Consider the following 20,984-nt stretch of genomic DNA (forward strand, 5'->3'; position numbering starts at 1 on the left):
CAAGCACCGGGCCAGGCACCACAACGTCGGCAAGACAGTCAAACGTGCCGAGTCGATCAAGGAACACCAAGCCCAGCAACGTTAAACGTCAAGCTCAGAAGCCGTCTCTCAACCGATCTTGGAACGTGCAGGTCGAACAGGCGTCCTGGTTGAGTGGTCTTCCGACGGTGGGCAAGGCGCCCTCACCCTGGAGCAGCACCGGTGAAGAGACTCATTCGGCTATTCAGCCTCGCCGGCGCCGTCGCCTTGGTCCACGAAGGCGACGCCACGCCAGGGCGACGGGCCGCCGAGTGTCTGGTCGAGACGTTCCTGCGAGGGATGGAGTGAGCGTCGGGCCGCATTGACGAACTTCAAGTGCCCCTGGTCCAAGGCGGCGTGGATCGGTCGCAGCTCCTCAAGATCTGCTGGCTGACGATCGTGGAAGAGAATGCTGAAATCCTCGATGACATCGCAGAGCTGCAGAGCTGCTGCGGCCGCCTCGGGATTCGCCACCAAGCTCAGCGACTGGATCGCGGCATTGAACGGCCCCCATGCGACTGCAGGTCTGCGCCGTTCGAGGAACGCCTCACGCAGCTCCATCTCGACCGAGCCGAAGGCCTGCAGGAACCTCTCGTAGGCGGAGGTCTGTGTCTCCTGAAGCCACTTTCGATTCTCGCTGTGCCGCCCAACGACCCCTCCTGCAACGACGCCCACGATGGTGGCGGTGACAGCACCGGCGGTGGATATCAAGAGCTCCCATGGAACAGCCATTTAAAACCCCTTGGGTGGTTGTCAGAAGCCGTCTCGACCGATCGTGGAACGTGTGGGGCGAACGGGGTCTTGGTCGAGTGAACTTCCGGCGGTAGGTGCATGGAGGCAGGGCCTCCTGGTAGCTCAGGAACGCGACCCCGTTCCGAGCGGTTCCCGGAGGCCCTGTTGTCGTTGTTGTACGCGCCCGCGCCCGTCCGCTTCAACTCGCCTGCCGTCTCGTGCGATTGTCTCGCGCATGTGTACGGCAACGCGGCCGATCATCCCGATCGGGTGCGCCGGTATCCGTCGGACATGACGGACGCGGAGTGGGCGGCCGTGCGGCTGTTGCTTCCGGTGCCGGCCTGGCTGGAGGGGCGGGCGGAAGGCCGGAGGGCTACTGCCACCGGCAGATACTCGACGCGGTGCGTTACGTCGTCGACAACGGCGTCAAGTGGCGTGCGATGCCCGCCGACTTCCCGCCGTGGGACCGGGTCTACGCATTCTTCCGCCGCTGGCGCCGCCAGGGCCTGGATGTGGAGTTCCACGACCGGCTACGGGGCAGGGTCCGCATCAGCGAGGGACGGGCGGCCGAGCCCACCGCTGGCATCATCGACTCGCAGTCGGTGCGGGCCGCCGCCGCGGTGCCCGCCGCTTCACGTGGTTACGACGGCGGCAAGAAGGTACCGGGCCGCAAGCGGCATGTGATCACGGACTGTCTCGGCCTGCTGCTGGTGGTCGCGGTCACCGCCGCGAACGTGGGCGACCGCGAAGCCGCGGTGCCTCTCCTGGAACGGGTGCGGGCCGCGCACCGCTCGCTCCGTCTGGTCTGGGCGGACGGCGGCTACACCGGCATGCTCGTCGACTGGGCGAAGGAGAAACTCCACCTCACCCTGGAGATCGTCAAGCGCAGTGACGAGCCGCGATTCGTGGTCCTGCCCAGGCGGTGGGTGGTCGAGAGGGCGCTCAGCTGGCTGATGCGCTCGCGCCGGCTGGCCCGCGACTACGAGACCCTGCCCGCCACCAGCGAGTCCATGATCCTGTGGTCGATGACCATGCTCATGAGCCGCCGCCTCGCCCGCCGCACCCACACGACCACGACGGCGATGTCCCTGGCAGCCTGACCACACCGTCACGGCGTCACGGCGCTGAACTCCCCGGACTGATGCCCGGTGATCCACCCGCGCTCAGCCAGGCGTTTCGCCCGCGAACGCACCCCCTCGATCTTCGCGGGCACCGCTTCCAGTCCCAGTGCCACCGCGAGGTCCTTGGCCCGCACCCTGTCCCGGCCCGCCGCTGCCGCGGTCTCCAGCACCGAGATGATCCGCTGGTAGTCCGGCGCGAGGACCGCCCTGGCCAGTTGCCCGCTCTGGCGGGGAACCGGTGATCCCGCCATCGCGGCGGCCACCGCCTTGTCCTTCACCACGTCCAGGGCCCGGCCGGCCGGCTCGGACAGCACCTCCACCACCGCTTCCCGGGCGATGACCAGCCGTTCGAGAACCCGCTCGGCCTCTTCGAGCACGGCCGCGATCCTCGCGACTTCATCCCGCACCCGCTCGACCACCTCCCGCGCGGCCGACTCCTTCGCCTCCAGTAGACCCAGCACCGATGCCACCAGCCACCCCCACCGATCAAGAAGCAACCCAACGCCCCAACGCTTCCACGCCGATGCAGAGCCCACTCCTGACCAGCAGAAACTCAACGGTCACGACCGGAAAGACAACGGCCTCTCAAGGGGAGCATGCACTGGACAGGTGAGCACAGGCGAAGCGAGGGGCCGCCGTTACTCGACATGCTTCTACCCTCCCACAGTGCTGCTCGGCCCGGGATATGGAACGGCTCTAGGGCGCCCGTGGTGGGCGAGGCGCGGTCACCCAGTGGTCGAGGTCGAAGTCGTCGTCGGCGGTCAGCACCCGCCACCAGCAGGATGCGGTTGGACCGCTCCGGCCGACCGGTTGCTCGATCACGGGCCCCGGTGACCACCCGGCAACGGCCGGGAGCGTTCACGCTCCCGGCCGTTGCCACACATGTACCGCCACTCTCACCGCGAGTCCGGCCCTCGTCAGCTCCAGGGCGACGCGGTGAGCCAACTGGTGTCCTGGGCCCACGAGGACGTGGAGTCCCAGGCGTTGGAGCCGCCATTGCCGGCCAGGTAGGCCGCGAAGTTGTAATGGCGGATGTATTTCGTCGGGTAGTTGACGGACCGGAAGGAGTTGCCGACCCCGCTGTTGCCCGGGGTGGGGCAGAAGGTGGCGTCCTGTGCGAACGCGCCGCCGCCGTCATCGGCGCTCACGTTGAGCTCGTAGGCGTAGTGGCGCAGGAAGCGGCCGGGAACATTGGCGGACTCGAAGGTCAGGCACGAGGTGTTGGCCAGGCCGGCCCGCACGATCCAGGTGGCGTCGGCCTTGTCGGTGGCCGGGCTGGAGGAGTTGACGGCGGAGATGACGACCTTGTTGTCGGCGTCGTCGTGGCGCAGGTAGTGGGAGGTGCAGCACCCCGTCGTGGCCTGCAGGGAGACCCGGGAGCCGGGGGTGAGGGTCCCGGTGCCTGTCGGGGCGCTGCTGTAACCGACGGCGGTGATGTCGGCCTGCACGGCGTTCTCGGTGGCGTCCGAGGGATAGCCCGAGGTCATGACTCCTTCATAGAAGGTGCCGGCGCCGGAGATGCTGTTGTCACCGCCGATGCCGAGGATGATCGCGCCCTGCTTCTTCATCGGGTTGTAGCCTGAGACGTTGGGGCGTACGCCGCTGTAGTAGGTGGACAGGCTGCCCGACTGGGCGTTGCCGCCGCGGATGGCCCACTGGTTGGAGCCACCCTTGACCATGGCGGTCAGGAACCGGTTGTCGACGCTCGGGTCGTTGGCGTTGAAGTGCTGGTTCACTCCTGAGAACAGGCCGTTCTCCAGGTCGGCCATGATCCAAGGGCCGTTGCCGCTGCCGTAGCCCCAGCCCTTGTTGTTGCCGAAGTAGATGGCCTCCATGGTGCCGTTGCCATCGTCGTTGCCGGTCGTCTCGGCGTTTCCGTAGTCGAAGCAGCAGCCGCCGTTGAAGTGCGTGCCGTCGAGGATCGCGTACATCCCCTCCGGTTGGTCGCCGGTCGCGATGCCCGAGGTGTGGTTGTTCCGGTAGCCGGTGCCGGGGGCCACGTAGACGCCGTATGCCTTGTGCCCGCCGGCGGTGACAGGCGCCTCGAAGGCGTTGGCGAGGTTGTCGCTCCCACCCGCCGCCGGCCCCGGAAAGTGGCCCCTCGGCGCCTGGGCAAGGTGATTGCCCTTGCCGGACTCGTCATAGATGACGGTGATGACGCAGCTGGTACCGGCGCAGAAGGAGTCCTGCGCGGCGGCGTTGGCGTATCCGCCGGTGCTCAGTACGCCGATGTCCTTGACCGTGTTGTCCGAGGCGCGCCTGACCTGGTACAGCGGGCCGTCGTACGCCGCGTACAGGGCGCGCGTGGTGCTGTGCGCGGCAACGCAGGGAGTGCCGCCCGCGGCGTAGATGTCGCACGGCCGCTGGCCTGCGGCCTGCGAGGCGGTGGCCGTGGCGGTGAGCAGGCCGGCGGCGAGCGCGACGGTGCCACCGGCCGCGAAGAGCGCGCGCCTGACGCGGCGGATCCACGGTTGCTCGATCATGAATGACTCCTTCGCTGGGGTGGAGCTGGATGTGAGCGTCGACGAGCCAGCCGCGCCACGGCGGCCGGACGGTGTGGGTTGATTCGACGCCTCCGGGTTCGGTGTGGCTTCGGCCGCCTCCGGCCGGCCTGCTGGTCAGCTCCAGGGGCGGCGGGGCTGCTGTCCTGACGCCACGGCGCGGTGGAGTCCGAGGCGTTGGTGCCGCACCACACTTGTTAGCGCTAACAATTCTGGTGAACCACCGCTCATCGCGAGGCCGTTCGGATGAGACCATCACTTTCGACGAACTCCGGAATGACGTCAAGACATCGAACCGATTCGCTTTCGTCAACTACGTCCCGGGCGCCGGCACCCGCGGCCTTGCCGTCTTCGAACGTCAAGTCGGCGGCCACGAGATTCCGGGCGCGTCAGCGGCAATATGCGCCGGCCCCGCCGCTACCACCGTGGCCTGCTGCGGGCCTTCTACCTCTCCTCCATGGCCGGCATCAGGACATGCCCCGCATCGCGGACGTACTACCAACGCAAGCGCGACGAGGGGAAGGGCCACAAACAAGCAGTGCTCTCTCTCGCACGCCGCCGGGCCAACGTTCTCTGGGCCATGCTCCGCGACGGAGCGCGCTACCAGCCCGCACCATCAGTCACGCTGGCGGCTTGACATCCCTATTGGGAAGTTCTTTTAGCCCTCGCAGGGTCAGAGCACGGGCGGCACCATTGGGTCGCCGCGTCCAGGATCCGCCGGCGCCCGCATCGCTGACACGGGCCGAGCGCTGGCCTTCCCGCGGCCCGGCGCCGGCAAGCCGCGCACATTTCCTCCGCCGAGCGTCTGCCACCCCCGCAACCAGGACACGTCTGCAGGCACCAGGCGCACACGCCCGATCCTGGGCGCAGCCAGCGCGACTTCGCACAGCCGGGACAGCGGCCCTGCACGGCGCCAGGAACGGACGCTGACATGGATCTTGAACCCGCCAGGTAGGTGGAGGACGACCAACGAAGAGCCGCGGCGGTCATAGGGGAGGCAGTGACCGTCCCCCTGCGACCCGCGACGGATCGGGCGATGGCCTCCCGGCTGCTGCCAGCGCGGGTCCCGCGGCCGGTTCCAGTGCTGCGGGACCGAGCACAAGGAGATCTCCAGGAGCACAGTCCAGGGCCGTGCACAACGCAGCCAGGGTGGACAGCGGGCGGTGGGGCAGTGGCTGACCAACGTCCGCCGGATGCTGCTCTACATGGCCGTGCGCTACGACGGCGGCGACGCTTCCCGGACCTGGAGATGAACGACAAGGTCAACAACGGCACCGCCCCCCCTGTTCAGCCGCATCAGCCTGCTGAAGCAGTGGAACCAGATGGACCTGCCGGACGCCTTCGAGCAGCGCCGCAACCAGGTCATATTCGACACCTACCAGCACAACCGCAACCCGTTCATCGACCACCCGGAGTGGGTCGACTCCATCTGGTAGCAGCCCGGGGGCGCTCGGCGCGCTACTTGACGTAGATCTCGTCGAGGGTGTCGATGACCCCCGCCGCGTTCAGGTGGTAGCGGAAGGGCAGGCCCTTGTCCGGGTGGGTCTCCAGCCACCCGGTCAGCTCGCTGGTGGAGATGGGCTTGCCCATCACCTCCGGGGGGAGGATCGGTGCCGTCGCGGTGATCTTGGCCTTCTCCGAGATCGGGATGTACGTCCACGCGCCCGACGGTTCGAAGCGCCCGGGGCAACCGTACGTGCCGTGCTGGACGATGAGAGTGGTCATACCACCCTCGGGCGTGTAGCGGTGCACGGCGATCGTGTCGGGCGAGACCGGCATCCTGTGGTCGGCGCCGCAGGTCGGCGCGGGGGGCGGGGCCGGGGCGGGTGGATTCTTCCCCGCCGGGGTGGCGGTCGCCGAGGGCTTGGGCGCCGCGCCGGTCTTCGAGGGGGCGGGCACGGCGACCGTGGCGCTGGCGGTGGGCGGGGCCGGTACGGTGGGCGGGGCCGGTGCGGCCGCGGTGGGCTTCGCGTCCGGCGCGGCCAGGTCGTCGCCGGTCTGACAGGCGGTGAGCGCCAGCACGCCGCACACCGCCAGGGCGGCCATGGCCGCCTGCCTCCGAACCGCTCTCATGGTCTTCTCCCTCTCCCGGATTCCGGCGTCACCGCACCGTAACCCCCGGGATCCAGCCGGGGCGACGGCCGGACGCGGTTCGTCACCGGGCCGGGATCCCGTTGTTGCGGAGTGCGGACCTCCGCCCCCGCCCCGCGGATGCCCGTGACCGCCCACCGGTCGGGGGCCAGGGGGCCAGGCGGCCGGCGAGGGCCTGGAACTGCGGCCAGGCGGCCTGCGGCGGGCAGGGGTCCCAGAGCTTCTGGGAGAACGCGGCCAGCGGCATCCGGATGCCGGCGGCCACCTGGGCCGAGGTCTGGGAGGCGGCCAGGTCAGCCGCCTCCTTAGCTACGAAGACCTGGCCTCCGCACCCCCCGTTACCTTTAACTTCTGGCACTCCTGAAGTGGTGCGGGCAGAGTGGGCGGCATGACAGACAGTTCCGGCCCTGTTCCTCCTGACGTAGATGATCGCCCGGCGGTAGAGCACATCCTCGGCCGTCCCTTGAGCCAGGCATGGCCGACGGGTGCACTGGCACCAGGCAGCCGGGTCACGGTCCTTCGCGACCAGGACTGGGACGGTCCTTGGCAGGTCGAGTTCGCTGGAACGATCGATGCCATGGGCGCACCCGAACCCAACGAACATGCCCAGTCGCTCAGCGGCGAGCTGCGGTACTGGGTGATCTTTGACGCACCGCAGTACGACTGCGACGGGGCCGGCCCCTATCGCAAGGCCCAGATCTGGGGTCGGTACCTCAGGGCCGATCCAGAGCCCGAAGCGTAAGAGCCGCGCCTCACGTGCCGCTCGAATCGTCCGTCGAACTTCCGGGGCGAGTTCTACGAGTGTCTGACCGCCCGGCGCGATGAGTTGTTCGAGCTCGTAGACGCGGCGCTTGGACGGGGCGGAGAAGTCCCTGGTGGACCTGACGCTGCTGCCCGGGCACCGTCGCGGGCACGGAGCGATGTACGGCGGCCTGAACCGCGGCCGGATCGACGTCGACCGGCTGCGGAAGCTGCTGGCCGGGCTGCCGCTGCCGCGGTTCGACGGCGGACGCCTGGCCCTGGCGGTCGATGTGTCACCGTGGCTCCGCTCGGACGCGCCGTGCTCAGCCGACCGGCTGTTCTGCCACGTCTACGGCCGTGCGAAGACGGCCTCCCAGTTCATCCCGGGCTGGCCCTACTCCTTCGTGGCCGTGCTGGAGCCAGGCGCCACGTCCTGGACCGCGATCCTGGACGCGGTCCGGCTCGGCCCGATCGACGACGCGCACCGCCGACCGGCGATGACATCGGACGATGGCTCCAGCAGCAGCGCAAGCCGGGCGCCTGGGAACAGCTGTCGACCGAGCAGCAGGAACGACTCACCAGACTGGGCGTCAAGCCCACTGAGGCCACCTTCCGCTCCGGCGGCACCGCGCGCGGCGAAGGACACGGGCAAGGCACAGCAGGCGTTCCGACGCGGCCTGACAGCCCTCGCGCAGTGGATCGAGCGGGAAGGCCAGCGGCCTGTACCGCGCGGCCACAGCGAGAAGATCACCGTCGAGGGCGAAGCGGAGCCGGTGCTCGTCAAGCTGGGCGTATGGGTCTCGAACACCGCGCGAGGCGAGACAAGCTCACCCAGGAGCAGCTGGACGCACTGCGCGTGCCGGGCGGGCTCGCCGCCGACCGTCAGGATGCGGACGAACGGCCCATTTCAGCCAATCTGATAGCTGATAGTAGCGACCCGGAATCAATGAGTGATCGATTGGCTAGGGTCTCCACAGCGGAAGTGTCAGATCCTCGCCGGCCGAGGTCTCGTTGTGAGGACCCGCACGACCTGCCGCTGGCCGCCGAGATCCGCTCCGGCTTCCTCACCCTCGGCAACGCCGTCACCCACAGCCTCACCGACCACTGACACCCCACCCGGTGCCGCTCCACCCAGGCGGTGTCGGCCCGAACGCCCGAAGGAGCAGATTCATGAGTGTGGTCGTGCAGACCCAGGTCGTGGAGACGGATACCGCAGCGGATGACCCGCTGCTGTCGTACACCGTCACCACCACCCCCAGCCCGCTGAAAGCCTCACCCGAGAACCCGCAGGCCCCGGAGGAGACCGGGGAGGTGGTGATCTCGGGGGCCCGGCAGAGCGGCACCCCGGCCGACGTCGAATGGATCAAAGTGAAGGTCCCGGCCGGGACGATGGCACCGGACCTCGCGACCGACCTGGCGAAGATCAGCCCCCGGGTCAGCCTGAACGGCTGGACCGTGCGGCTGGACGCCGACGCCAAGGAGTTCGTCTTCCAGCCCGACGCCAGTCACGCGCCGATCGGCCCCGACACCGGCTTCACCCTCCAACTGTCCGACATCCCGATCAGCCGCAAGGTCGGCACCGCGCCGATCACGGTCACCGAACGCTCCCGCACCGGGACCTCCGCCTTCCAGGACCGGACCACTGTCTTCCACCTCGGCAAGTTCCCCGCCGACTTCTACCTGCGCAACTTCCTGTGCGAACCCTCCATCATCGCCAACGGCGGCGATGTCAAGCTCACCTGGGAACGCTCTGCCAACGCCACCTACGAACTCCTCTACGGCGACATCAACCGCGACGTCACCAACCGCACCAGCCTCGACATCGAAGGCATCAAATCCGACACCACCTTCTACCTCCGCGCCACCACCGGTGACCCCACCAACCCCGTCGTGCGGATCCTCTCCGCCCAGGTCAGCGTCCTCAAACCCGACCTTGAGATCGGCAGCCTCATCGTCAACGGCACCGTCGACCTCAAAAGCACCCTCAAGGTCGCAGGCGAAACGGACTTCAACGCGAACATCCGAGCCAACGCGCACGTCACGGTCACGAATGGCAACACTCTAAGGACCCGGCACATCCGCGGCCTCGTCAACGAGCAGCTAACCATCGACGCCGACAAGAACGGGGTCAGCATCGGGGATCCCCTCACCGCCCCGCGAGTGGATGCCCTCGATGCCCTGAGTGCCGGCATTACCACCGCGAGCACGAACATGGAGGCCAAACCGGGCCACGGAGTGGAACGTGCACTGGACGGCAGGGACGATACCTACTTCCTCTCATCCAACAGGCCGAAGACCGGGGACTGGTTCATGGTCGACCTGAAAGAAAGCAGGCGTATCACCAAGATCGAGATTCACTTCAAGTCGGGCGATAACACCGGCGGTTATCTCTTGGAGGGAGAAGTGCAGACCTCGACCGACGGGCGCCAATGGGACCCGCAGGGGACATGCAGCATGGTCCCCGCATACAGTCTCACTCCCTCTCACGAACTCAGGGCCAGGTATGTCCGCGTGCTGGCCACCAAAGACAACCGGCTGGTCCTCCTCGTCGTCGGGAAATTCGCCGTGACTCCTGACAGCCCTGCCTTCACCGCCCCGGCGGGCGCCTACTGACGCGCTCTCCCGGTCCGGGTAGATCCACCCTGTTCGTCAGGAGGACGATCACGTCGTGGGCGTCGAGGGCGCCGGCCACCGCCGCCGCGAGCGGGCTGCGGTCCGTGCAGGGGAAGCCGCGGTCGCTCTCCCGTGAGGGTGGCGGACCTCCCACATGCAGGTGTGGTGCACCAGACGCCGGAGCCGTCCGGCGAGGCCCCACAGGGTGCTTGTGGTCGGCTCCGGCGGGGCGGCCGGCTCGGTCTCCTTCTTGCGGCGGTGCCAGGGGTGCCAGGGGTGGCGCTCCAGCACGTCGCTCATGGTCCAGCGCCAGTAGTCCTCGGCTTCCTCGAGGAGCAGGACCCACTGTCCGCTGTGTGCCCAGGCCGCCGCGATCCCGCCGACCAGGCCGACACGACGGAACGCAGAACGGTAGGGAGCGGGCCCCGCGGGACCTTGACCTCCGCGTCCGGCGGCGTGGCTCCGGAGGCGGGTGGTGATCGGCAGTACGCACCAGCCGGGCAGGATGCTAACCGGCGCAGCTGTACCGGCCGAAGCCACAAGCCGCCGGTTCCCTTGATCGGGCAAGATCTCCGGCGGCTAGCCGGTACTTGTACCCCTTCATCAGGGCCGCCGGCGGAACCAGCTGCGGCCCCGATCCGGTTCTTGGTCGTCCTCCGCCTCCGGCGGCGCAGCGGTCTGGAGGCGGGCGGCTTCGGCGGCGGCTTCCTCGCGGGCGACGTCGTCGGCGTGGCAGGTGCCGCACACGGATACTGGGACGAACACACCCAGTCCTACCTGCAGCGACGCACCACCGAGGGCATGTCCAGGCGCGAAATCATCCGCTGCCTCAAACGCTACGTCGCCCTAGAGCTCTACCGGTACATCCAGCCCCTGGCGCCAGCAATGACGGCTCCCGCTGCTTGACGAACCATAGGGGCATCCTGAATACGCACGTCAGCCGCACCATGCACGAGCTGATCGCCGCCCGATTATGGCTGACCGTCTGCCAACTGGCGCTGTACGCTCCCGAACTCAACCCCGTCGAGGGCGTGTGGTCACACCTGAAGAGGTCGCTGGCCAACCTCACGAAACACAGCCTCGACCAGCTCACCACGCTGGTGAAGACGCGGCTGAAACGGATGCAGTACCGCCCCCGCCTCATCGAGGGTCTCATCGCCAAGACCGGGCTCGACCTCCAACCGCACAAACCTCAGCCGTTAAAGATCTCTAGACTCGCGGCCTTTAGCTCGCTGAGATTGAGCGATGAGGCGTAGAGAATCTAAACGCCGACCTGTATCAAGATTCCCAAATCGTGTCAAGTCACGACTTTCAGTGCCATGACATGGCTCTCCGCTCCATGCTCCCCTGAAACAGGCGTCCCTTTCCGGAGGCAGAGTTTCACCACTGCCACCCGGTCATGGGGAAAGGAATTATCATCGGATTTTAAGGAGATTCCCATGAGAACTTGGACTCGTCGCATCGCGATCGCAGCCACCTCGATCACGATTGCCGCAAGTGGTGGCATGCTAGCGGTCACTACCGCCTCAGCAGTGTCAATTCCGAACCCTGGCAACGGGTCGAGGAATTACATCCAGACTGCGCAAAATTGGAACTTCTCAGATCCCGGCAAGTACCAATGCAACTACATCACTGTATGCGGAGAAAAAAACTACTCGACTCCAGACGATCCTGCGGATGTCTGCGATTGGGACTGCTCTTCCCAGGAGTGGTAGTTCGCGTGGCTGAGATTCGCCGCAACGACAGAAGCCCACGGCGTCTGAGCCGGTCAGAGCCGCGGGCTTCTTCTGTCCCGATTAACAGACCGGCTTGTACGGTTTGATCTGGTTGACCCAGCCGATCACGCCCGCGCCTCATCGAGGGTCTCATCGCCAAGATCGGGCTCGATCTCAAACCGCCGTAACCTCAACTGTTACTGATCGATTCAGAATGAGGTTCGTAGGCGGCGGAGACAGCTGAGGCTGCCAGCTGTTTCGAGCGGGACCGTGGACGCCTGGGGTCTAACGCAGCGCGGCGGCGACCAGCCCTTCGAGGGCCTCGCGCGGTACTTCGCCGCCGTTCACCAGTCGATCGAAGACCAGTCCGTCGATGCAGGTCAGCAGAGTGTGAGTGCGGTTCTCGACGTCGCTTACGCCATGCTTGGCGAGGAACAGCCGGACGGCCTTGCGGCCGGCGTTCTCGCGGGGCGCGAGGATCTCGCGCAGTTCTTTGTCGCGCACGCTCTCCACGGCGCAAGCGTGGCGGGCGAGCGAGCGTCGGCGGCCCTCGCCGGTGAGCCGCTGTCGGGTGAGCGTCACCATGCCGTCCACCAGTTCCTCGACGGTACGCAGGGGTGGAAGCTCGTCGGCCGTCGTGTGCAGTTCCGCCTGGTCGAGTTGGACCAGGCGGGCGACGAGTCCGGTCAGCAGGGCGGCGCGGGTGCGGAAGTAGGCCGAGGTGGTGCCGGGCGGCATGGCTGCTCTGCGGTCGACCGCGCGGTGGGTCAGGCCGCGCATCCCTTCTTCGGCGAGGACGTCGAGAGCTGCGTCTGCGAGGAGGGTGCGCCGGTCGGAAGCCATGCCCCCTTTCTACACCCGTAGAGACGCACGATAGAGTCCGCTTCTACGGATGTAGAAGAAGGGGGGTTCGTCATGGGCAACACGGCAGTGGTGGTCGGAGGGGGAATAGGCGGGCTGGCCGCCGCAATCGGCCTGCACCGCATTGGCTGGGACGTGACGGTCCTTGAGCGGTCGTCACTGGTTGAGGACGCGGGGGCAGGCATTTCATTGGCTGCCAACGGCCTGCGGGCATTGGACGAGCTCGGGGTCGGCGGGGCGGTTCGGGACGCGTCGCGAGGCCAGTACAGCGGCGGCACCCGGACACCCCGGGGCGGCTGGCTGGCCCGGATGGACGGATCAGCACTGGAGAAGGCGGTGGGCACACCGATCATGGGCATCCCCCGCTCCACCTTGCACCGACTGCTACGCGAAGCCTTGCCCGCCGGGTCACTGGCGATCGGCTCCGAGGCGGCAACGGTCGAGCAGGCCGGTCCGGGGCCGGTTCGCGTCGGCTGCAGCACCACGACCCTGCAGGCCGATCTGGTGGTGGCGGCCGACGGTATCGGCAGCACAGTCCGCAACCAACTCTTCCCAGACCACCCCGGCCCGGTCCACAGCGGCTCGACGGTGCTGCGCGGGATCACCGAGCACGCCGTCGATCTGCGTACCGACTTCGAGCTGACCTGGGGCCGAGGCGCGGAGTTCGGACACATCGCATTCCTGGACGGGAGGGCCGAGTGGCACGCCGTCCTCAGCCTCCCCGCCGGAACGCGGTTCGCCGACCCCCTGACCGAACTGCGCCGACGATTCCACACCTGGCACGCCCCGATCCCCGCTCTACTCCACGCGACCCGACCCGAGGCCGTGCTGCATCACGACGTGAACGAACTCCGCATGCCTCTCCCCTCATACGCGGTCGGGCGGATCGCGCTGCTCGGCGACGCGGCCCATGCGATGACCCCCAACCTGGGACAGGGCGCCTGCCAGGCATTGGAGGACGCGGTCACTCTGGCTGCCGCCCTGGATGCCGAGTCCACCGTCGAGGCCGCGCTCGCCCGCTACGACGCCGAGCGCCGGCCGCGGAGCCAGGCCGTCGCGGTGGCCGCCCGGCAGGCCGGGAAAATGGGCCAGCAACTGTCCCACCCGCTGGCCGTCACCCTGCGGAACACGGCGATGCGACTGACACCGTCCCGGGTCGCCATACATATGATCCTGCGTCACCACGCCTGGGTCCCGCCGTCGCTGAACTGATCTGGCTCCCGTCCGCCACCTCACAGGCACCTTCTGAGCCAAGTCAAGCTGCGGGTCTTGCCGTTGGCGGTCACGGTGGGCAAGGTTTCCGGATGCGTACTGATCTTGTTCCGGACGACCTGTGGGAGCGCGTGGCCCCGCTGCTGCCGCCCGCTCCCGAACGACGCCGTCGCCACCCCGGCCGCCTGCGCGTTCCCAACCGAGTGGCACTCGCTGGCGTGATGTACGTGCTGCGAACCGGTGTCGCCTGGCGCGACGTTCCGAGAGAATCCGTGGGCTGCTCCGATGTGACGGCCTGGCGTCGGCTGCGGGACTGGACCGAGGCGGGTGTCTGGTCACGCCTGCACGCCGCGCTGCTGACCGAGCTTCGACGCGGGGGCCTACTGGAGCTGGACGACTGCTCCGTGGACGGATCGCACATCCGGGCTCTCAAAGACATCTCAGGGGGTTATGAAGTCAAGCCGTCTGTTCGGTTGGGGGTGACAGGATCGGCGCGAAGGCATGCTGTTCGTCGAACTGCTGTCGGGTTTTGAGGCAGTGGTGGAGCTGGCCGAGGAAGCGGTTCAGCAAGTGCCTTTGGGCGGCGGCATGCCAGTCACCATGCTCGCGTCGGCGCCGGTAGTGCGCGTTCGCTCCCGGTGAGGCGGTGAGGGCGGCGAAGGCCCAGAGGAAGCCGGCATTGATGAGGCGGTTGTTCTTGACGAACCGGCGCCCGACGAAACGCTTCTTGCCGGAAGCCCGGGTGATAGGGGCAGATCCGGCGTACGACTTCAGCGCCCTGGCGTCGGCGAACCGTGCCCGGTCGTCGCCCAGCTCGGCGAACACGCGGGCACCGAGCATGGGCCCCAGGCCGGGGAAGCTGAGCAGGATCTCGCTGTCGGCGTGCTGGTGAAAGGCGGCTGTGGCCGCGTCGGCGAGATCGTCCGCGGCCTGGCAGGTGGCGTCCAGCTGCTTGAGCAGGGCCAGGAGCTGGTGGCCGAAGGCGTCCTCGACGCCGGGCAGCTGGTGGGCGTACTCGGCGCGGAAGACGTCCCGCAGCCGCTCAGCTTCCGCATCGCAGCCGCGGAGGCGGCCACTGCGTTTCAAGGCAGCCCGCAGCTGGGCGAGGGTGAGCTTCGCGGCCTTGGCCGGAGTCGGCGCTAGAGTGAGGATCACGCGGGCGTCAGCCCTGGTCAGACCGCCTTGCTTGCTCTGGAAGGCCAGCAGAGCAGCAGGGTAGTACTCGCGCAGGAGTGAGCGGACCTGGTTGGCGACCTGCTGCCGAGTCCAGACGGCATCCTGCTGTGCTCGGGCCAGGACCGTGATGGCCTGGGCGAGTTCGGAGTCGGCCGGCAGAGGCCGGTGGGCGTGCATGTCGGTGCGCAGGATGTTCGCCAGGACCAAGGCGTCGCCCGGGTCGGACTTCTTTCGGCTGACGCCGTGGCGGTCGCGGTAGCGGGCGGCGGCGAGCGGGTTGATCGCGAATACCCGACGACTGCCGGTGCGCAGGCTCGCGACCAAGAGGCCGTGGCTGGTCTCGATGGCCACCGATATCGGATCGTCTGGGCTGTCGCCGTGCTCGGCCAAGAGGTCCAGGAGCTTGTGGTAGCCGGCTATGTCGTCGGTGATACGGGCTTTGGCGAGCAGAGTGCCGGCTTCGTCGACGAGGGCGATGTCGTGGTGACGCTCTGCCCAGTCGATGCCGCAGAACACGGTCAAGCTGTCCTCCTAGGTCCGTCCGTTCATGCAGGTCACGAGCACATGCGGGTCACGCGGCGCCCTAATCCAAGGACTCGTTGGTCCGCCATCTCAGTAGCCGTTCGCGACACCAGCGAACTCCGGGGGCTCGATCTTTCGGCAGAGCTCACAGCTCGCGGATGAACAAGAGGTCGACCCCGGAGAGGGCTCGCGCCGTGACGATTAACGTCCGAGCAGCCCCTGCGAGTTTCGCGGTGACCACGGAGGCGCCGGGCTGCGCCGCTCTTGACAGAGGCCTCAAAGGCCCGGAGAAACGGAGGCATCAGCCCGGCGCCCGCGTCATCACCGCGGACCCGTAACGGACAGCGATGCCGCTCTTTGAGGAGGCCTTGACGGCCAGGGGGGATCCAGGCATTCGCTGTCCTATGCGAGCAAGCGCCACGGGGCGTTGCATGGTCCCAGGCCGTCTGCTTACGCACTGGATTAGGGGGGATCTTGTTGGCCCCTCACCGGTCGACCGCGCCCGTCCTGGCTCCAAGCACCATCTGATCGTCGACCGCCAGGGAACCCCGCTCGCCGTTACGCTCACGGGCGGCAACCGACACGACGTCACCCAGCTCCTGCCGCTCCTGGATGCCATTCCACCGATTCGGGGACTCCGCGGACGCCCCCGCCACAAACCCCGACGGTTGTATGCCGACCGGGGCTACGACTTCGACAAGTACCGCCGCTTGCTGTGGAAGCGCGGCATCAAACCAATGATCGCCCGACGCGGCGTCGCCCACGGTTCCGGTTTGGGCAAAGTGCGCTGGGTGGTCGAGCGCGCCTTCGCCTGGCTGCACCAGTTCAAGCGACTACGCATCCGCTACGAACGACGCGCCGACCTCCACCAGGGCCTACTTGAACTGGCCTGCAGCCTCATATGTCACCGCCGCCTACGAAGGGCATTCTGAAACGATCAGTTAAAGATCTCTAGAGGGTGTCTGAAAAGCCTGTCAGCGGGCTGGTCTTGCGAGGCGGCGCACGAGGAGCATGGCCATGGTGAGGGTCCCGGTCACTCCAGTCCCCTCACGAGCAATGCTCATGACCTGTGGATCGGCCTCGGGTTGGACGCGAAAGGCGTACCTTCCCGAGTGATCGACTTCTGGTCATCGAGTAGGCCGACGTTTGCACCGTCGGTCGGGAAGGCACGCCCGTGCTGAGGGTAGTGAATGCCGATGGAACGACCGAGACCGGCTCCCTGATCGACGACATCGTCCGCGAGGGCGCGAGGCGGATGCTGGCCGCCGCACTGGAGGCTGAAGTCAACTCCTACATCAGCGAGTTGGCCGACCAGCGAGACGAGAGAGGGCGCCGCCTGGTGGTCCGCAACGGCCATCACCAGCCCAGGAAGGTCACGACCGCGGCCGGGGTGATCGAGGTGAAGGCCCCACGCGTCAACGACAAGCGCATCAACGAGGCAACCGGCGAGCGCAAGCGGTTCTCCTCGGTGATCCTTCCGCCGTGGTGCCGCAAGTCCCCGAAGATCAGCGAGGTGCTGCCGCTCCTCTACCTCCACGGCCTGTCCAGCGGGGACTTCGTACCCGCCCTCGAGCAGTTCCTCGGCTCCTCGGCCGGCCTGTCCCCGGCCACCGTCACCCGGCTGACCACCCAGTGGCAGGCCGACCACAAGGCATTCAGCGAGCGCGACCTGTCCGCCACGGACTACGTCTACGTCTGGGCCGACGGTATCCACCTGCGCATACGGCTGGAGGAGGCAAAGGCCGCGGTCCTGGTCGTCATGGGCGTGCGCGCGGACGGAACCAAGGAGCTGATCGCGATGGCCGACGGCTACCGCGAGTCCTCGGAGTCATGGGCGAGCCTGCTGCGGGACTGCCAGCGGCGCGGCATGCGCGCTCCCGTCCTTGCCGTCGCCGACGGAGCCCTGGGCTTCTGGAACGCGTTGAACGAGGTCTTCCCCGAAACCCGCCACCAAAGGTGCTGGGTTCACAAAACGGCCAACTGCCTCGACAGCCTCCCGAAGTCAGCTCAGCCCGCGGCGAAGAAGGCCATCCAGGACGTCTACAACGCAGAGGACAAGGAGCACGCAGCCGCCGCGGTCAAGGCGTTCGCCAAGCAGTACGGCGCGAAGTTCCCCAAGGCCGTAAAGAAGATCGTCGATGACGAGGATGAACTGCTGGCGTTCTACGACTTCCCCGCCGAGCACTGGATCCACCTGCGGACAACCAACCCCATCGAGTCGACCTTCGCGACCGTCCGTCTGCGGACCAAGGTCACCAAGGGCGCCGGATCCCGGGCCGCCGCCCTGGCGATGGTGTTCAAGCTCGTCGAGTCAGCCCAGGCCCGCTGGCGAGCCGTGAATGCACCCCACCTCGTTGCCCTCGTCCGCGCCGGGGCCCGCATTGAACGCGGCCAGCTCGTTGAACGGCCGCAGTCGACCGTGGCGTGAATAGGGTGGCGGACCTGCCTCGAAGTTCGAGACCATCCGGTCATGTCGGATGGCATGGCAGGACAGGACCTTCCGGTCGGCTTCGGGTTCCGGCCGTATCGCGGCGACGAAGACCACGGCGCCATGGCCGCAGTGCGGCTGGGTTGTGCTGAACAGGATCGAGTCGATGCCCATTCGGTTGTGGAAGGGCTCCCGACAGCGGCCGAGATCGCCGAAGCCTCCGCCAAGCTGGAGGAGCCGTCCAAGAACCAGATCCTGGTGCTGCTCGACGGGGTCGTAGTCGGCTACTCGACGATCCGGTGGTGGCAAGAGCGGGACGATGCGTGGCTATACCTGCACCGAGGTCACCTTTTGCCCGAGCATCGCGGTCAGGGCATCGGCTCAGCCATGCTGTGCTGGGCCGAAGAACGGATCCGCCAGCTCGTCAAACAGCATGGAACGGCGCGGACGGCAGTGGTCGGAGCGAACGCCATGGTCTCTGAGCAGGACGCCACGGCACTTCTGCGCGCAGCCGGCTATCGACGTGTCTTCAGCCTGGTTGAGCTGGAGCTGGGCGATCTGCAGCAGGTGCCCGAGCCGGGCGGCGAACTGCCAGCCGGGATACGGACAGGGCCGATCGGGACGAGCCATTACCGTGCAGCCTGGAGGATGGTCGTCGATTCGTACGCGGACACCAGCTTCGCTCAGAGATGGCCTTTCCAGGACTTCGTCGACACCGCCGATCCGGCATGCTGGAGGGCTGCCTGGAACGGGCAGGACATGGTCGGTGTCGCCCTCTGCTCCATCCGTCGTCACGACCCTGCGGTGGGCGAGGTGGAAGAGCTGAGTGTCCGGACGGACCAGCGACGCCTCGGAATCGGCCGGGTCCTGCTGCTGGACGGGCTGCGGAGCCTTCGCGAGCAGGGTGCAACGACCGCCCGGCTGTTCACGGGCACGGCAAATCCGCACCGGTCCTACGACCTTTACGAGAGTATGGGGTTCCGGCGGCAGAACGAGTACGTCCGTTACCGTAAGTCGCTTGCTTGATCGACCCGTCATTGGACTGCCAGGTCAGTCCACAGGATTTGACAATGCCTCGTCCCTCACCAAGGCCGAGTTGTACGCGAAAGCCGCCAAGGCCGGCATCCGGGGCCGGTCCGGCATGACTCACGACCAGCTGGCTGACGCCCTCGCCGCTGCCGGGCGGGGTTGAGATGGTCAGCCAGGGAGCCAGATGCCCGGAGGCGCGGTGTCGTCCTCATCGGCGGGAAGGCCGCCTTCTTCTGGGGCTCGGTTGGTATCGGCGTGCACGGCGGCCCGGGCCCCCGTTCCGGGTAAGGCGCGTGGTCCGACGGTGCTGGACAGCCAGAGTCCGGCGATGCGTTCTGCGGCGGCCCGCGCAGCGGGAGGTCATCAGCGGTGATCTCGATCCGGACCAGGCCCGGAGGGTTCTCCATGTCATCCACGTGGTGAACAACGCGCGTATCCGTCGGCCGTTGCCCCCGTGCGCCGTTCCCCCCCTCGTGCCGGCCATTACAGGTCGAGCAGGCCCAGCTCGCGATCCGGGCGGCACAGCGGGCACGCGATCACGGACGGCACCGTGCGCAGCACCTCCACGGCCATGTCCCGGGTGGCGGCGCGAGCGAGATCCCTTGAGCCACCTCGCCGGGATCCGCGACGCCGCCGTCCGCGCCCACGCCGCCAGGGCTCCGGCGATCACCACGGCCAGTGCGACGCCCAGGACGCGGACCGGGCCGATGCGGTCGGGCAGCCTGCCGCCGACCGGGCGCATCGCCACCGCCTCAGCGGGCGAACGTTTCAGCCCTCGGCGTGGGCCAGCCAGAGGTCCGGGCCGAAGACCTCGTAGCGGATGCGGCGCGCGGGGATACCGGTCTGGAGCAGTTGGCTGCGGACGGCGCGCATGAAAGGAAGCGAGCCGCACAGGTACACGTCGGCGTCGGCGGGAAGGTCCAGTCCGTCCAGGTCCACCAGGCCTGCGCGTGAACCGGGTTCCTCGGTTGCGTCCTGTTCGTACCAGAACTCGGCCCGTGCATCGGGCAGTTGCGCTACGAGACGGCGGGTGTCGGTGCGCAGGGCGTGGTCTGCAGGGGTGCGGTCGGCGTGCAGGACACGGACCGGACGAGTCGAGCCGGTGGCAGCGAGGTGTTCGAGCATGGCGACCATGGGGGTGCAGCCGATGCCGGCGGACACCAGCACGAGGGGGGTGTCGGCGTCGTCGAGCACGACGTCTCCGAACGGGGCCGACAGGGTAAGTTCGCCGCCGGTCAGAACGGTACGGTGCAGTTGGTTGGAGACCTCGCCCTCCGGGGCCTCGGCAACGCTCGCCACCCGCTTGACGGTGATACGCCGCAGCCGGTCGTCCGGAGCGTTGGACAGGCTGTACTGGCGGGTCTGGTGGATGCCGTCGGGCATGAGCACGCGGACGCTGACGTACTGGCCGGCGCGGGCCGGCGGCACGGGGCCGGCGTCTGCCGGGCGCAGCAGGAAGGATGCAACGTCCGCGGTCTCCTCCCGCCGCTCCACCACGGTCCACTGCCGCCACGGGTGCCGGGGATCGACCTGGGCTTCCTGGTAGAGCCGCGCCTCCTGGGCGATGAGAGCACCGGCCATCAGCCAGTACACCTCGTCCCAGGCACCGGCCACCTCCGGTGCGACCGCCTCCCCGAGCACATCGCCGATCGCACGGAACAGGTACTTGTGGACGATCGTGTACTGGTCCTCGGTGACGCCGAGCGCGGCGTGCTTGTGGGCGATCCGGGCAAGCAGCGCGTCGGGGCGGGTGTCGGGGTCGGCCAGCAGCGCCTGGGCGAAGGACGCGATGGACCCGGCCAGGGCCCGTCGCTGCTCGCCACTGGCTTGGTTGCCGCGGTTGAACAGCCCGTCCAGCAGCTCGGGCTGCTCAGCGAACATGGTGCCGTAGAAACGTGCCGTGATCTCGTCCAGCGCCCCGCCGACGGCGGGCAGGGTGGCGCGAATGACAGCGGCCGATTCGGGCGAAAGCATGGCTCTCCTTTGGAACGCGGGCACATATAGGGACGGCGCTCACCGTCACCGCCGGGGTCCGTGAGGCGGATCCGACCGGCACATCGATCGTGTCGGTGAGGCCGTGGTCTCACATAGGGCCGAACTTCCCTGAGGACGGGGCCCGTCGGGCCGATCCGGCGTGAAGCCTGTCACTGCTTCCAGGTGGGCCGACACTGAGCCCGGCTTCAGGGAAGCCGGGCCCGGCTTCCCCGAGCGGGGTCACCCGAGA

At 67.8% G+C, this 20,984-nt stretch carries 15 protein-coding genes and 10 pseudogenes; 15 read left to right on the forward strand and 10 right to left on the reverse strand.

The window, feature by feature from the left end; all coding sequences use genetic code 11:
* Window positions 1-219: 219 nt before the first annotated feature.
* Window positions 220-750 (reverse strand): hypothetical protein, encoded by a 531-nt coding sequence (locus AB0I68_RS29695; RefSeq protein WP_363180447.1) that lies wholly within the window; start codon window positions 748-750, stop codon window positions 220-222.
* Between the two features lie 291 nt (window positions 751-1,041).
* Between AB0I68_RS29695 and AB0I68_RS29700 the strand changes: the two are divergent.
* A pseudogene (locus AB0I68_RS29700) lies at window positions 1,042-1,850 on the forward strand (IS5 family transposase).
* 8 nt (window positions 1,851-1,858) lie between these two features.
* Here AB0I68_RS29700 and AB0I68_RS29705 read toward each other — a convergent pair.
* Window positions 1,859-2,332, reverse strand: a complete 474-nt coding sequence (locus AB0I68_RS29705; RefSeq protein WP_363180448.1) for a hypothetical protein — start codon at window positions 2,330-2,332, stop codon at window positions 1,859-1,861.
* A gap of 456 nt (window positions 2,333-2,788) precedes the next feature.
* Window positions 2,789-4,354, reverse strand: coding sequence for an alpha-L-arabinofuranosidase B (locus AB0I68_RS29710; RefSeq protein ID WP_363180449.1), 1,566 nt, complete (start codon window positions 4,352-4,354; stop codon window positions 2,789-2,791).
* Window positions 4,355-4,742: 388 nt separating this feature from the next.
* On the opposite strand from AB0I68_RS29710, the pseudogene AB0I68_RS29715 reads away from it, so the two are divergent.
* Window positions 4,743-5,009, forward strand: a pseudogene (locus AB0I68_RS29715) (IS110 family transposase); the annotation flags it as partial.
* A gap of 349 nt (window positions 5,010-5,358) precedes the next feature.
* On the opposite strand, the gene AB0I68_RS29720 reads toward AB0I68_RS29715, so the two are convergent.
* Window positions 5,359-5,544 carry a helix-turn-helix transcriptional regulator gene (locus tag AB0I68_RS29720; RefSeq protein ID WP_363180516.1) on the reverse strand — a complete coding sequence of 62 codons (186 nt, stop codon included), beginning with the start codon at window positions 5,542-5,544 and terminating at the stop codon, window positions 5,359-5,361.
* 9 nt (window positions 5,545-5,553) lie between these two features.
* On the opposite strand from AB0I68_RS29720, the pseudogene AB0I68_RS29725 reads away from it, so the two are divergent.
* Window positions 5,554-5,808, forward strand: a pseudogene (locus AB0I68_RS29725) (endonuclease); the annotation flags it as partial.
* A gap of 22 nt (window positions 5,809-5,830) precedes the next feature.
* On the opposite strand, the gene AB0I68_RS29730 reads toward AB0I68_RS29725, so the two are convergent.
* A complete protein-coding gene (locus AB0I68_RS29730) occupies window positions 5,831-6,445 on the reverse strand; it encodes a hypothetical protein (RefSeq protein WP_363180450.1) in 615 nt (204 codons plus the stop codon).
* A gap of 175 nt (window positions 6,446-6,620) precedes the next feature.
* A pseudogene (locus AB0I68_RS29735) lies at window positions 6,621-6,758 on the reverse strand (beta-N-acetylglucosaminidase); the annotation flags it as partial.
* Window positions 6,759-6,851: 93 nt separating this feature from the next.
* On the opposite strand from AB0I68_RS29735, the gene AB0I68_RS29740 reads away from it, so the two are divergent.
* The 7 genes and pseudogenes from AB0I68_RS29740 to AB0I68_RS29770 all read left to right on the forward strand — a co-directional run.
* On the forward strand, window positions 6,852-7,205 hold the full coding sequence (locus AB0I68_RS29740; RefSeq protein ID WP_363180451.1) for a ferrous iron transport protein A: 354 nt from the start codon (window positions 6,852-6,854) through the stop codon (window positions 7,203-7,205).
* A gap of 63 nt (window positions 7,206-7,268) precedes the next feature.
* A pseudogene (locus tag AB0I68_RS29745) lies at window positions 7,269-7,686 on the forward strand (transposase); the annotation flags it as partial.
* Window positions 7,687-7,697: 11 nt separating this feature from the next.
* A pseudogene (locus tag AB0I68_RS29750) lies at window positions 7,698-8,060 on the forward strand (helicase associated domain-containing protein); the annotation flags it as partial.
* A 126-nt stretch (window positions 8,061-8,186) separates the two neighbouring features.
* Window positions 8,187-8,312, forward strand: coding sequence for a hypothetical protein (locus AB0I68_RS29755; protein WP_363180519.1), 126 nt, complete (start codon window positions 8,187-8,189; stop codon window positions 8,310-8,312).
* Window positions 8,313-8,374: 62 nt separating this feature from the next.
* Entirely contained in the window at window positions 8,375-9,817 is a 1,443-nt protein-coding gene (locus AB0I68_RS29760; protein ID WP_363180452.1) for a discoidin domain-containing protein, read from the forward strand.
* 645 nt (window positions 9,818-10,462) lie between these two features.
* The gene (locus tag AB0I68_RS29765) at window positions 10,463-10,723 is read left to right on the forward strand and encodes a hypothetical protein (RefSeq protein ID WP_363180453.1); all 261 of its coding nucleotides are present in this window, start codon (window positions 10,463-10,465) and stop codon (window positions 10,721-10,723) included.
* A gap of 17 nt (window positions 10,724-10,740) precedes the next feature.
* A pseudogene (locus AB0I68_RS29770) lies at window positions 10,741-11,001 on the forward strand (transposase); the annotation flags it as partial.
* A gap of 816 nt (window positions 11,002-11,817) precedes the next feature.
* On the opposite strand, the gene AB0I68_RS29775 reads toward AB0I68_RS29770, so the two are convergent.
* Window positions 11,818-12,375 (reverse strand): TetR family transcriptional regulator C-terminal domain-containing protein, encoded by a 558-nt coding sequence (locus AB0I68_RS29775; protein ID WP_360644037.1) that lies wholly within the window; start codon window positions 12,373-12,375, stop codon window positions 11,818-11,820.
* 72 nt (window positions 12,376-12,447) lie between these two features.
* Here AB0I68_RS29775 and AB0I68_RS29780 point away from each other — a divergent pair, with 72 nt between their 5' ends.
* Together AB0I68_RS29780 and AB0I68_RS29785 are read left to right on the forward strand one after the other, a co-directional pair.
* A complete protein-coding gene (locus AB0I68_RS29780) occupies window positions 12,448-13,605 on the forward strand; it encodes an FAD-dependent monooxygenase (protein ID WP_363180454.1) in 1,158 nt (385 codons plus the stop codon).
* A 92-nt stretch (window positions 13,606-13,697) separates the two neighbouring features.
* A pseudogene (locus AB0I68_RS29785) lies at window positions 13,698-14,039 on the forward strand (transposase); the annotation flags it as partial.
* A 22-nt stretch (window positions 14,040-14,061) separates the two neighbouring features.
* On the opposite strand, the gene AB0I68_RS29790 reads toward AB0I68_RS29785, so the two are convergent.
* On the reverse strand, window positions 14,062-15,303 hold the full coding sequence (locus AB0I68_RS29790) for an IS110 family transposase (protein WP_363180455.1): 1,242 nt from the start codon (window positions 15,301-15,303) through the stop codon (window positions 14,062-14,064).
* A gap of 476 nt (window positions 15,304-15,779) precedes the next feature.
* Between AB0I68_RS29790 and AB0I68_RS29795 the strand changes: the two are divergent.
* The 3 genes and pseudogenes from AB0I68_RS29795 to AB0I68_RS29805 all read left to right on the forward strand — a co-directional run.
* A pseudogene (locus AB0I68_RS29795) lies at window positions 15,780-16,235 on the forward strand (IS5 family transposase); the annotation flags it as partial.
* Window positions 16,236-16,477: 242 nt separating this feature from the next.
* Complete coding sequence (locus tag AB0I68_RS29800; RefSeq protein ID WP_363180456.1) at window positions 16,478-17,731, forward strand: IS256 family transposase; 1,254 nt, start codon at window positions 16,478-16,480, stop codon at window positions 17,729-17,731.
* Between the two features lie 42 nt (window positions 17,732-17,773).
* On the forward strand, window positions 17,774-18,757 hold the full coding sequence (locus AB0I68_RS29805) for a GNAT family N-acetyltransferase (RefSeq protein ID WP_363180457.1): 984 nt from the start codon (window positions 17,774-17,776) through the stop codon (window positions 18,755-18,757).
* 486 nt (window positions 18,758-19,243) lie between these two features.
* Here AB0I68_RS29805 and AB0I68_RS29810 read toward each other — a convergent pair.
* Window positions 19,244-19,351 (reverse strand): annotated as a pseudogene (locus tag AB0I68_RS29810) (DUF6233 domain-containing protein); the annotation flags it as partial.
* Between the two features lie 177 nt (window positions 19,352-19,528).
* Window positions 19,529-20,734 (reverse strand): globin domain-containing protein, encoded by a 1,206-nt coding sequence (locus tag AB0I68_RS29815; RefSeq protein WP_363180458.1) that lies wholly within the window; start codon window positions 20,732-20,734, stop codon window positions 19,529-19,531.
* Window positions 20,735-20,984: the final 250 nt, after the last annotated feature.

It is taken from the genome of Streptomyces sp. NPDC050448 (genome assembly GCF_040655295.1).
In the GTDB taxonomy this organism is placed as follows: Bacteria; Actinomycetota; Actinomycetes; order Streptomycetales; family Streptomycetaceae; genus Streptomyces.